Below are 11847 nucleotides of genomic sequence, written 5' to 3'. Positions count from 1 at the left end.
GCGGATTCTTAGATGAAGCCGGCGGCAAGACGTTGGAGGTCCTCTGGCACAAGCTGGGACCGTCCATCACATCAAGCGACCATCCCTAGGCGGACGTCGATGTTCCTTGAGCATGCGTTTGTCGTAACCAATGTTCCGCGGTATCAGTCGTGCTTTACCTCGTGCGCGCTAGATGATCACGAGCACAGCGAGTTTCGATGGGTGTCATTCGAGACCGGCTTGGGAATGGAGCCATTTGCTGGGCGACGTCATGTGCTGAGGCATGTGAAGGCAGAATTTGTAAGGCATGAGCCGGTTCGGCATCTGCTAATCGCAGCAGCTTCTCCAACGGCCTGAACGACAAGGAGACGTTGCAATGCCTCGATACGTGACTTTAACCGAAGCGGCGTCGCATCTGGCAAGAGCCGATCGAGTTCTCGTAATCGGCTGCTCTGGGGGCGGGAAGACGACCCTTTCCCGAAGCATTTCGACTACGTTCGGGTTAGAGTTTCAGTCGCTCGATCGCGATGTCAGGTGGCTACCCGGGTGGAAAGAGCGTGCCCGTGAGGAACAAAGAGCTCTAGTTGCCGATTTGGCGCAACGGAGCCGATGGGTCATGGACGGCAGTGGCGCATCATCTTTCGATCTGAGACTAACGCGAACTGATCTGGTTCTGTGGGTACGTGTTCCCCGGCGCGTTGCCTTATTGGGACTGGCAAGACGCGTTGGCCGCTTCTACGGTTCGGTGCGTCCGGCCATGGCGCCGGGTTGCCCTGAACGGCTGCCGGACCGGGAATTTCTCTCCTATATCTGGAACTTCGAGAGAAAGTACGTGCCGATTTTCATTCAATGCATCGACCGGCATGGGCCGGATGTCCCGGTCGCGGTGCTCCGCTCCCACCCGGGAGATGGCCCGGCTGTTGCGGATGTCATCAGAACTCGAATTTGGGCCGATGAACACAGATCGGCTAGAGGGAACGCTTTGATGGAGAAGGCCTTGATTTACGGCACTACCTCTCGCGGCCTCTTGGTGTTCGATGAGCCTGATTTTCCCGAAGTTCCCATACAAGTACCGGGAGGCACGGTCGAGCCGGGGGAACAAGTGACCGATGCCGCCCGTCGTGAATTCGGCGAGGAAACCGGATTGTTGAATCGAACAGGTTTCCGGCTTCTAGGCGACAGCCATCGCACCTTCGAACGAGACGGGGTGCATCATGATCTCCACCGCACCTACTTCCATCTGCCGCTTGAAGAGGATCTTCCTGAGACCTGGACTCACTTCGAGACCATGCCGTCCGGCGGCGGCGCACCTATTCTGTTCCGGTTTTTCTCGATCGACATCGCGCTAGCACGGGCCCGCCTTGACCTTGGCAGCGGAGAGATGCTCGATCGATTGCCACCGATCGGGAGGTACGATCTGGTTCTGGTCGAAAGTGATGACGGCCAATCCGCCTAGTTGATTTAAACAGGTTCAAACGTCAACTTATCAGGCTGCAACAGCCATCACCCTATTTCCTGAAATTGAATATTCGGATTTCGGCATCGGAAAAGAAGGAGACTGTCAACTTCGACGATGAAATGATCGAGCGCGATTGCAGCCATCGTACAAGCTCCTGGTTTTCTGGCGTGTTTGGTATTGTCGGCTGTTTCCAGCCAGGCTCGATTTCCGAATATGGCTTCGGCAACTGCTGGATTACGGCTCTGACCTGGTCATCAGACATCAGCTTTTGGCATCTATTGAGCATTGCGACTTGGATCTCGACGGGCTCAAGGTTTATGACCATGGCGAAGGCAGCTTCTGCTGGCAGGCTGCTCACGTTTGCGTCTGTGCGATGTATAATATGGCCGACGAGTGAAGCACGATGTGCCGAGACACCTAGTGCGGTCAGGTCCATTTTGTCGAGGACTTTGAGCTTCTGCTCATCGCCAATCGCGGAATCGAGGAGTTTCTCACGGAAATCATCGTTTACCGAATATTTGTCTTCATTGGTCAGGAAGCTGTCGATATTCTTCGCCACAAATTGAACCTGTAGCGCTTCCTTCCCAGCAAGAAATGAAAATGCTTTTTCAGAGAAGGTGACGGCCTCCTCTTCAACGAGAACACGCAGCTTTTCCTCACGAACAGTCTCGGAGAACTGATCGAATTTCCTGGGTAGTCTACGAACATAGGCTCGAAAGGAATCGATGTCGAAATCATCGTTGTTGAAGAGGAAGAGACGAAGAGGACGAGCTTCATTCTGCCCACCGACAGGTACCTGCGACAATATCGACCTGACTTCGGTTTTCTCCAGGTAGACAGTAAGTGTTTGAGCATCGAACTCTTCGCTCGACAGATAAGTTAAGCAATTTTCCCAAGACGGTTCGATTCTGGATAATCGGAATACCGCGGATCGAAGTCGGGCCGGGACCCGCTCAAGCGTCGGCAGCTTTGCTCCCTGCTGTTCAAGGAACTGCTCCAAAAACTCCGGATCTATTTCTTCGTGGTTGAGTACATCTTGAATCACCGAAACATCCTCCTCCGAATTGCTGGGCCGGAGAAGTACGCCTTTGAGGTAGCGATCAAAATCGCTATGGACCTTGTCGATCAACGGAGCGTATTGCGCCCGCAAAATGGTTGAGTAGTGCTTGGTCTCTAAGTCCGCCGCACCGCCGGATCCCAATACGTTGCGAAATATGAAACCGACGTTCTCCGCGGTGATCGTGTAAAGGCCGCGATCGCTCAACACCCGGACGGCTGCCGGATAGGGGCCAACGCTGCCAAGGTCTTCGATCTCAAATTGAAAAGCGGCCAATCGGCTCGGTTCGAAATCGACTTGGAGAGCAAGAACCGAAGCAAGATTCGAAGCCAAATAGTCAGAGATTTCGGTAGATTTACGAGCTAGCGTTTCAAGCACTTTCGCAGGCAGATGTGCGATCAAGCGTGCAACATGAACCGCGTTTTGTGGACCCGCAACTGCGGCGGCTACAAACCCTGGCCATCGATTCACGAGGGTTGTCAGGAACTCGCTGTTACGCTGGCCCGTTTGATAGTATGCCGAAAAGAAGGGTGCACATTCATCAAGGTTCGATGAGACATAGTCGATAAGCTTCGCGATTTGGCTTCGGTATTGGCCAGAATTACCAAACAAGCAGTCAACCAACGTGACGTTCAACACGAATTTCTGGCGAAAATCATCGTCACGCATGGCCGCGATGACTTCCGTCGGGTTATCGATCTGAAATTCAGGATCCGGAGTCTTGAAGCTCCGGATCTGGATGAGAAACTTATTGTCTGACGGTGAAAGCCGTCCGCGATGGAACAAGGAAGTATACTGATAGTACGTATCGTCCAGAAACCCTTCGAGCACCAAAAACCTTACAAGGTCGGTATTGTCTCCGAAGGCGTCGAATAGCTCTTCGACGTCTTCCGAATTTGCGCGAACCAGCTCGTTGAATTTTGCTGTGCGTAGAGCGGCGATTTTGAACCTGAGTGCTTGGATATCCTTGGCCGCCGCAGCTCTAAACTCGGCGGACTTGCGCTCGATTATGGCCTTTCGGTCTTTATAGGTCAGGACTTCACTTACCGTTTTCTGAAATCCTTTGATGTTAACGATCTGGCGGTTATTATAGTATGCTTGCAACGCAGCAATATGGTCCTGTTCGATGATCTCTTCGAAATCTGGATGCATTGTCAGGCCGGGGAATGGGACGATTTCACCATTCGATGTCACGATCGACGTGAAGCCCTGCGGAAGTTTCGCAATTAAAGCCATAGCATAAATCTTGCGAAGTTCTTCCAGATCACCCGGTATAAGCTTCTCGGCGTCGCTGATTTCATATTCCAGTTGCGAAATCCGCGCTTTGTATAGCGCTTCAGCTTTTGTCACATATGCATCATGACGACTAAGAATCTCCGCGAGTTTTCCCTTCTCGCGATGTAGGTCCTCGAAATCGCTTGGCAGCACATTCTTATATATCAGGATGGCAAGTAGTTTGTTTGCGTCGAGAATGTTCTCGCCGTCAGTTTCCAAATTTGCAACATAGACGGTGTATTCATTAAAAATGTTATGGATCAATCTCAGGTCGCTTAGATAACGGGACACCTCACGAAGAAACTGCCTGTCCAGCCGTTCATCCAAGGACAGTCGCTGCCCCTGTTCGATCACCTTGTCGATGGAGTTTGAGCTATTGATGATCGGAATAACGGGAACAATAAATTCGAAAAACTTGGTCCTATCCGTGTTTACGAACATATTATCGCGAAGGGCGTAGAGGAAGCGGATTGGTCGCTTAATTCCAGCGTTAGCGTTTACCAGGCTGTTGATTTCCCGAAGCGTTACGAAAATTTCAGGGTTATTGAACCGATCCAGATCCTCTATGATGACCAGATCGTATTTGGTGGCTTGGAAGAAATATATGATCTCGTCCAAGTGCCTGTTGAGAATCGACTCTTCTTTCGCTGTCTCGGGCGTTATCTCAATATCTTTAAGAGAAATACTTTTGAGAGAGAGGCCGAGACTTTTTATGTATATCTGGTGGAAGGCAAGCCAGATAAAGAGAAACCCAACTGAGGTCGTTGCGAAATTAAGCCAATTTGCACGTGCGACGGGCTTAAAAAACTCACCGCTCAGGACGGCCTCCCGGTTGCTAAAGAGGTGCCAGCAGGAAAACAGCCCAGCCATGATGAACAGCGACGTGAACTTTGACCACCATCTGGGTGTCTGGATGCGTTTGAAACGCGAAAGCGGTAAACTGTTGGAATCCGCGCCGTAGAGCATCTGCTGGAGAATGCTCCGTTCGATCTCCTGCTTGCTGACATTGCCTTTTTTAGGGGATGTTGATTGGCTTTCGTTGGTCGTTACGGACCCATCGGCCTCAGGTAGAAAAGCGGCAAGCGAAATTTGAAGGACTGGTCTCTTATACCTCCGACGGAAAGTTTTGATGATGCTGCTTTTTCCAGATCCGTAGGGGCCAGTCAGCGCAATGTTGGAGACATTCGGATTGCTGGTCGCGACCATCAACGCATCCGCGTAAATGCCGTGCTCGTCAGCCTCATCAGTTGGAGCAAGATCCACGTACTTAGATGGCATATCTTTGGCTTTTTGTGAAACCGCTGACGAGCACCATCTAAATAACGATGTGATTTTCACTCGATGCACCCATTGTAAGAAAGCCACTGTTCTTGTTTTGTAGCTGGTGGAGGATGCCTCGGAAAGATGAAATTTCAGGTTGTACACAGACCCTGATCTTCGGCGGCTAAACTATTCCCCACGCCCGAAACCTCCCCCTGCCGGTCATCTCCCTGAGACCCAGCTCCAAAACAATCCGCCGCGCCGCCTGCGGCGTCAAATCCAGTGCCCTCGCCACCATCCCCGCCGACACCAACGGCTTTGCCATCACCAACTCCACGAGCTCCGGCAGTTTCGAAGACGTCCGCCGCCCATCGAGCTTTCGGTCCATCATCGTTTTCGCCAGTGTCAGCCGGTCATGTTCTTTCATGCCGATCTCGGCAGCCGCCAGAAAACCGTGGGCGATTGCGAGCAGGCGCGTTTCGCGATCGCGATGACGACGCCGATCGACGGAAATGGTTTTGAGCCCGAGGTTGATCGCGGCCAGATTGGCGCCTGACGTGACGCCGGCCTGGCGCAGGATCGAGGCGCAAAACAACCGGCCGAGCCAGGGCGCATGCTGCAGCACGGACAACTCGTTCCAGGCATCGAGGGCGACCATCGCCTGCAGCACCGCCGGCAAATCTTGCGCCTGGCGCAACACGCCGCGCCATTCGTCGAGCCGGGCATCCTCGTCCCAGTCGAGATCATAAACGAGCGGGTCTCGTTCGCGAGTATCGGCCGAAGCCCGACCGGGCTTTCTTGCTTGTTCAATCGCCGCTTCGGATCGGGCCAGCACCGCATCGATGGCGGCATAATCGACGCCGGGAAGCCCTTCGGCCTCGTCGCTGTCTCGCCCCTCCCCTTCCGCGTTAGCCATGACTGCGGGCCGAACGACACCTGCCGGATCTGAAGCCTCGGCCGTGCCGGCGGAAGTGATGTCCGACGTTTGTCGCAAAGTCCGGATACCCTCTGCGGACAGCGCCCAGTCCGGTGCCTGCGCAGCGATGCGCCGGCGGGTTCGCAGCACGTCGCGGGCGATGGTGAGTTCGTGGGTCGGGGTGCGGGTATCGCGAAGGGCGTCGTGGAGGACGAGGTCTTGGAGGTGCACCAATTCGCCGTCGATCCAGAGGGAGGCACAGGCGTCGGCGAAATTTTGCCGCTCAATCCAGCCCTGACCGACGGGTGAGCGGGCAATGCGCTCGTCGAGACGCGCCAACGCGACACCGGCGTCGAAAGCCGGTCGCATCAAAGTCGAAATGCTAGTTTTCGCGAGATCGTAAGCCATTGTTATTATGGTAAATGATCTTTTAAAGGAACTCTATATCAATATTAGAGTTCGCCACATGCTATGATCGACGGTTGAGGATATAACCATCGATAAGTATCTCTTATCGATGGTAGTTGATTTCGCGGCGCAAATCACCGAAAATCGTAGCAAATCCCGGTCCTGACGGCCGCCAGAACGCGCATTCTTTTGGAGCACCCCGTGCCAAAAACATCGCTGACCGCCGTCGAGCGCCGCGCCGAAGAACTCGACACCATCGCATCGGTGTTGCCGCTGGAACGCCGCGACGAACTCGCCGAACTGTTGACCGATGAGGACGTCGAGACGCTGCGTCACCTCGTCAACCAGGGCATGGGCGACAATACGCTGCGCGCACTGACATCCGATCTCACTTATCTAGAGGCCTGGGGGCTGGCTTCGACCGGACAATCGCTACCATGGCCGGCACCTGAAGCCCTATTGCTCAAATTCGTCGCCCATCATCTGTGGGATCCGGAAAAGCGCGCAGGCGACCCCAACCACGGCATGCCCGCCGATGTCGACGAGAATCTCAGGCGCCAGGGTTTTCTGAAATCCATCGGCCCGCATGCGCCTGATACGGTGCGCCGCAGGCTGGCTAGTTGGTCGACACTCACCAAATGGCGCGGTCTTGACGGCGCTTTCGCCTCCCCTGCCCTCAAACAGGCGATCCGGTTGGCAGTTCGTGCTGTTCCCCGAAAGCGCCGTCGAAAAAGCGCAAAAGCGGTCACAGGGGACATCCTGCAAATGCTGCTAGCCACGTGCGCAAGTGATAGCCTGCGCGACGTTCGCGATCGGGCGATACTGATGGTCGCCTTTGCCTCGGGTGGTCGCCGACGCAGCGAGATTGCCTCATTGCACGTCGAGCAACTGACTGTCGAGGCTCCGATCGAAGTGCCCGACAGCCCTCCCCTCCCCTCTCTCGCCATCCATCTCGGCCGGACGAAAACAACCACCGGCGAACAAGATGAGATCGTCTACCTGACGGGCCAGCCGGTGGAGGCGCTTAATGCCTGGATGGCAGTCGCAGGCATTGAAAAAGGCAGCGTGTTTCGGGGGATTGGCCGGTGGAATACAGTTTCGAAGCGGGCGCTCGACCCGCAGTCGATCAATGCCATTCTCAAGCAGCGCGCCAAAATGGCAGGGTTGGAGCCAGGGGAGTTTTCGGCGCACGGGTTGCGGTCAGGGTATCTGACGGAAGCCGCCAATCGCGGCATCCCCCTCCCCGAAGCAATGGAACAGTCGCGCCATCGATCGGTGCAGCAGGCTTCGAGCTATTATAACAATGCTACGCGGAGAAGCGGTCGGGCAACCAGACTCCTAACATAATTGATTTTCCTCCTTGCAATCACGGAACACAACTCCATGAACGCATGGCTGATTAAACGAGGAATTGAAGCCGAACTCCAACACATGGTCAACGAAAGCCCTGCGGGGCGCTGTTGGGACGTCGTCAGGTCGGTAAAGCGACATCGGCAGGCAATATTGGCGAAAGCCGGCCCTCGACTTATCTCGATCTGGAGTCGGAGGCGGATTGGGCCAAACTGGCGGAACTAGAACTCTATCTTGCAAGCCTTTGTAACAAGCTGGTCATCCGTGACGAAGTTCATCGCCTGCCAAACGCATTCCAAATTCTGCGGGGCTTGATCGATCGCAATCGCCCTGCCGGACGGCGAACTGGCGAGTTTCTGCTACTTGGCTACGCTTCGATCGACCTCAAACAATCCGGGGAAGCATTGGCTTGCCGCATTGCCTATCCTGGAATGCAACCCGTCGATGGGGTAGAAGTGCCGGACCACACGCTCGACAGGCTTTGGTCACGTCGAGATTTACCGTACCCGGTGTTCTGCCCCCACGTTGCCTGCACTCGCCTGATTGTGATCGACGTTCCATGGACGAGGGACAAGGAGTTTCTCCATGGAGACTACACCGGAGGTCCTCACGACGCGGCGCGGGCGACGTGAGGCTCATCGCCAATGGCCGGCCGCGGAACAGGACCCACTTGCGGGCGTGAAGACCTCCAACATCCTATTCGCAAGCGACGGAAACGGAAGAATTCAACAACACTGAAGCCCATTCTGCGGCCATCGCGCAGCTCGATCTTCTGGGTGGTGCTTTGACGCGCTTTACTAAATACGGGGATGCTTGTTGCCGATGCAACGAGCCCCGCCCCTCTCCTCCTCCGCAAAAAGCGGCTTTGCTATATGGCCAGTTCCGACGCTTGCTTTGAAATTTAAATTAGCTCTGGTCTTGTCCGGGAATAGGTCCGAGTAGCAACGTTGAAAGCAACCATTCCTCCCCTGGCGGACCGTCCGCAACCTCCAGAGCCAGCACTCTAGTGTAAAGCGCAGTACCGAAGTCCCCCGCGGTCACGAACGAGTTCAACCCGGATGGTGGAAACTTGTCAGCTGACAAGGTTTACGGCGTAAGTCGTGTCCGTGGTGCACCGTCAGAGAACCGAGCGGCTGCGAATTTTTTCGCATTTCCTCAGTAGAATGCGCTGCCGGCTGACAAGGTTTCGCAGTGGTAGTCTGCTCCAGGCTTGTCGAAGTACCACTTTTTCAGGGACCGGTGCACATAGGATTAGATTAGAACCTTGTCAGCTGACAAGGGTCTGCGGCGGTAGTCACGTCCCGGGTACACCATCAGAAAACCGAGCGACCGCGAATATTGCATTACTTCGGTGGCAAAAACCTTGTCAGCTGACAAGGTTTTCGTGTCCGACCTAGGAGAATATAGCCCGGATTATCCTAACGGAGTGCGTCAGGGCCTATTTCAACAGGCTTGCCGTGAATGGGGTCCTGGCGCGGCTTCCTAGATCCCACAGGCGTCGAGCAAAGAATCACAGCAGTAGCGCCTCGGGCGCTGGCAGGGCAGGGAATGCCCTATAATAGCGAAGGCGGTTGGTGTGATCGCTTTGATATCCAAAAGATCAGACCGGATCAGCTTGCAGATCGTCTGGAAGAAGGACTTGTGAGGTGGCGTCGCTAGTTCTCCAACAAGATGTTTGCCTTCATGGAAGAAGCGGCATTGGCCAATGGAAAACCATGTGATCGAACGCGGTTATGACCCCTCAACCGTGCGGCGGAGCTTCAGACGTCAATTCGGAATGACGTTCCTTGAAATGGCGCGTCAACGGCGGCTCTGCCAAGGATTCGAGACGCTGGCCGATGGCGGGAAACTTGTTTCGGCTCAACACGAGGCCAGCTTTGAACCTACCAGTGCGTTTTGCGCCGATTTCGCGCGTCTTATTAGAACTCGGCATTGTCGGCTTCAATTTTGAGGACCAGATCGTGGATGGCCTCGGCCTCTATGGTGTTGAGGATCAGGCTGCTCGGATACCCGCGGCTCGCCATTCAGCCGATTCTACCGGTGTTTCAGCCTTCATCAATACCCGGACAGGCGTCTTCCTAAAAACCGATCAGGGAACCGCACACGCTGATTTAGTCGAGGAGGCGCTTGTCCGCGAGAAAGGATATGCAGCGGCCGGCGCTGACTGCTTTCTCGTTCCTGGATTGACAGATGATGCGTTGATCCACCGAGTCTGTGACGTGGCAACAATGCCTGTTGATGTGATGACAACTAGCAGCCAGGACGTCCATAGGTTAAGAGAGTTCGGCGTGGCCCGCATGGGTTTAGGACCGGCACGATATATCGCTCTCATCTCTGCCGTTGAAGAAGAAGCGAACGCTCTTCTGTAACTTGGAAGGATGTTCCGGAAATTAGATTATCCCCTTGGCCCTTTAGTGCTCAGCAGCCACTGAGTCCATCTGCACCTCATGGACCTGGTCGTCGGTGGAGAAGCGTGGCGTAGTCGATAAGGCGTTTTGGGGCGAACTGATTGGCAGATGCTGCTTGCCACGATTTTCGCACGCGTTCTTCAGGTGTTTTGTAAAGAACGGAGGCGAATTGGTCAGTTACAGGCGCGCTACATGATTCAAACGCAGCCTCACCAGAGGCGACAAGCGACGCCAGATGGGCGGAGACCAGTTAGTTGCGCAGATGTACACTGGAGACCGTGCGCGGCCGCAAAGGCTGGGATTAGGGGCGTAGCGGGGACGCAGATTTGCAACCCATCGGACTGCGCTGGAATATGTTGAACGTGGCGATACCTTCGGCCAGGAAAGGCCGGTTCTACCTTCGCCCGCGAATGAGGTGCGGGAACCGCTTCAGGGAAGGACCAACTGCCGTCAAGAGTTTCTGCTGCGGCCCACGAGCCTTCTCGCGCAATTCCAACTAGCGGTAATCGGGATACAATGAGCGGTCTTGCCCGAGCAGTCGCCAAACTTCACGTGAACCGGTCCGTCACCCTCCTTATTGGCGGTCAGATTGTTGGGGGTATATAGGTTGGTGTCGTTTTTCTCGACATAGCCTGCGGCATTGTAGGCACTGATGATTTTCGCGCCCGATCTTCGGTGCTTTGTGCAGATAAGGAATGCGCGAGAAATTGAACAGTTGCAAGCGTGTTTTATGCCCTAAATGCAGGCTCGCGACCCTCGAGATCCGACGTCGGACGGCCGTCTGGTTAAAACCAGCGTGAAATGTGTTTTGGTGGCCGTCTACGGCGAAATTACTTAGCGTATGGCGTCCGGGGGAGGGTACGTGTCGGTCTCCACGCGGGACGGCCGTGCATGATGGCACAGGCCACCAAATCAGAAACACCGGATAGCCATCAAAATGGCAGATGCCATCTTCATGACTATGTCGTTCTAAGTTAAATTTGATCCAGAGGAAGGAGCACTTAATGGTAATCCCGCAACTATCTGTCCGCAGTTCCAAAGCGCGCGACCTTGCCCATAAGCTCGCCCGCCGAGAAAATCGCACGATTGCCGACATCGTCGAGCGCGCGCTGGAATCCTATGAGGCTCGAGAGGCGGGACGTGAACCCGCTGCGAAATTCTATAGCCGTCTTTCATCGCAGTCGGGTACGGATATAGATTTCGACAGTATCATCAATGAAAACAGACGCGGTCACAAAGGCGTAGAGCTTTGATTTTTCTGGACACGACCGTGATGTCTGAGACTTTTAAGAAAGCTCCCGATTCTGCGGTCATAGCATGGCTGGTTCGCCACGATGCCGAATTGGCATTGCCGACGGTTGCAGTTGCTGAGGTCGCTTTTGGTATTCAAAAGATCAGGCCGGATCAGCGAGCAGATCGCTTGGAAGAGGGACTTGTCAGTTGGCGTCGCCGGTTCTCCGACAAGATGTTTGCCTTTACGGAAGAAGCAGCATTGGCCTATGGCGATATCATGGAAGACGCTGCGCGGCAGGGGAGGAGGATGTCGGCTCCGGACGGCATGATCGCGGCGATAGCGCGGATCAATGGTGGCCGGTTGGCGACCAGAGACCTCGAAGATTTCGAAACAACAGGACTCGAATTGATCTCGCCTTGGCAATTCTAACAGTGATATCGGATCCTACAACAATCGGGCCGCACGCCCGCTTCGCCTTGTCGCGTTGTTGTAGTAGCTGGA

The 11847-nt window shown here is 54.7% G+C and carries 8 protein-coding genes and 3 pseudogenes; 9 read left to right on the top strand and 2 right to left on the bottom strand.

Annotation, left to right across the window (positions count from 1 at the left end; genetic code table 11):
• Positions 1–355: 355 nt before the first annotated feature.
• Positions 356–880: pseudogene (locus EYD00_RS26245) on the top strand (P-loop NTPase family protein); the annotation flags it as partial.
• Between the two features lie 84 nt (positions 881–964).
• Positions 965–1435 (top strand): NUDIX hydrolase, encoded by a 471-nt coding sequence (locus EYD00_RS26240; protein ID WP_286084915.1) that lies wholly within the window; start codon positions 965–967, stop codon positions 1433–1435.
• 52 nt (positions 1436–1487) lie between these two features.
• On the opposite strand, the gene EYD00_RS23410 is transcribed toward EYD00_RS26240, so the two are convergent.
• Positions 1488–5108 (bottom strand): YobI family P-loop NTPase, encoded by a 3621-nt coding sequence (locus EYD00_RS23410; RefSeq protein WP_502685805.1) that lies wholly within the window; start codon positions 5106–5108, stop codon positions 1488–1490.
• 106 nt (positions 5109–5214) lie between these two features.
• Positions 5215–6354, bottom strand: a complete 1140-nt coding sequence (locus EYD00_RS23405) for an RHE_PE00001 family protein (RefSeq protein ID WP_131258944.1) — start codon at positions 6352–6354, stop codon at positions 5215–5217.
• Positions 6355–6555: 201 nt separating this feature from the next.
• On the opposite strand from EYD00_RS23405, the gene EYD00_RS23400 reads away from it, so the two are divergent.
• The 7 genes and pseudogenes from EYD00_RS23400 (at position 6556) to EYD00_RS23370 (ending at position 11775) form a co-directional block, all read left to right on the top strand.
• Complete coding sequence (locus EYD00_RS23400; RefSeq protein ID WP_034499261.1) at positions 6556–7701, top strand: tyrosine-type recombinase/integrase; 1146 nt, start codon at positions 6556–6558, stop codon at positions 7699–7701.
• A 113-nt stretch (positions 7702–7814) separates the two neighbouring features.
• A complete protein-coding gene (locus EYD00_RS23395) occupies positions 7815–8336 on the top strand; it encodes an AAA family ATPase (protein WP_051674234.1) in 522 nt (173 codons plus the stop codon).
• A gap of 952 nt (positions 8337–9288) precedes the next feature.
• Positions 9289–9360: pseudogene (locus EYD00_RS26235) on the top strand (type II toxin-antitoxin system VapC family toxin); the annotation flags it as partial.
• A gap of 67 nt (positions 9361–9427) precedes the next feature.
• Positions 9428–9625, top strand: a pseudogene (locus tag EYD00_RS23385) (helix-turn-helix domain-containing protein); the annotation flags it as partial.
• Positions 9543–10073: an isocitrate lyase/phosphoenolpyruvate mutase family protein gene (locus EYD00_RS23380; RefSeq protein WP_051674232.1), complete on the top strand. Its 531-nt coding sequence runs from the start codon at positions 9543–9545 to the stop codon at positions 10071–10073. The pseudogene EYD00_RS23385 and the gene EYD00_RS23380, both read left to right, overlap by 83 nt.
• A 1043-nt stretch (positions 10074–11116) precedes the next feature.
• A complete protein-coding gene (locus EYD00_RS23375) occupies positions 11117–11365 on the top strand; it encodes a type II toxin-antitoxin system VapB family antitoxin (RefSeq protein ID WP_034499259.1) in 249 nt (82 codons plus the stop codon).
• Positions 11362–11775 (top strand): PIN domain-containing protein, encoded by a 414-nt coding sequence (locus tag EYD00_RS23370; protein WP_034499257.1) that lies wholly within the window; start codon positions 11362–11364, stop codon positions 11773–11775. Before EYD00_RS23375 ends, EYD00_RS23370 begins: the two co-directional genes overlap by 4 nt.
• The last annotated feature ends 72 nt before the right edge of the window (positions 11776–11847 follow it).

This window comes from Agrobacterium sp. 33MFTa1.1, from assembly GCF_004328495.1.
GTDB classification, from domain to species: domain Bacteria; phylum Pseudomonadota; class Alphaproteobacteria; order Rhizobiales; family Rhizobiaceae; genus Agrobacterium; species Agrobacterium pusense.
This window is presented reverse-complemented; position numbering and strand designations above follow the sequence as displayed.

Bases quoted from the DNA above. Each gene is read 5' to 3' on its own strand.
- EYD00_RS26240 (WP_286084915.1), top strand. From the start codon at position 965: ATGGAGAAGGCCTTGATTTACGGCACTACCTCTCGCGGCCTCTTGGTG.
- EYD00_RS23405 (WP_131258944.1), bottom strand. From the start codon at position 6,354: ATGGCTTACGATCTCGCGAAAACTAGCATTTCGACTTTGATGCGACCG.
- EYD00_RS23380 (WP_051674232.1), top strand. From the start codon at position 9,543: ATGGCGGGAAACTTGTTTCGGCTCAACACGAGGCCAGCTTTGAACCTA.
- EYD00_RS23375 (WP_034499259.1), top strand. From the start codon at position 11,117: ATGGTAATCCCGCAACTATCTGTCCGCAGTTCCAAAGCGCGCGACCTT.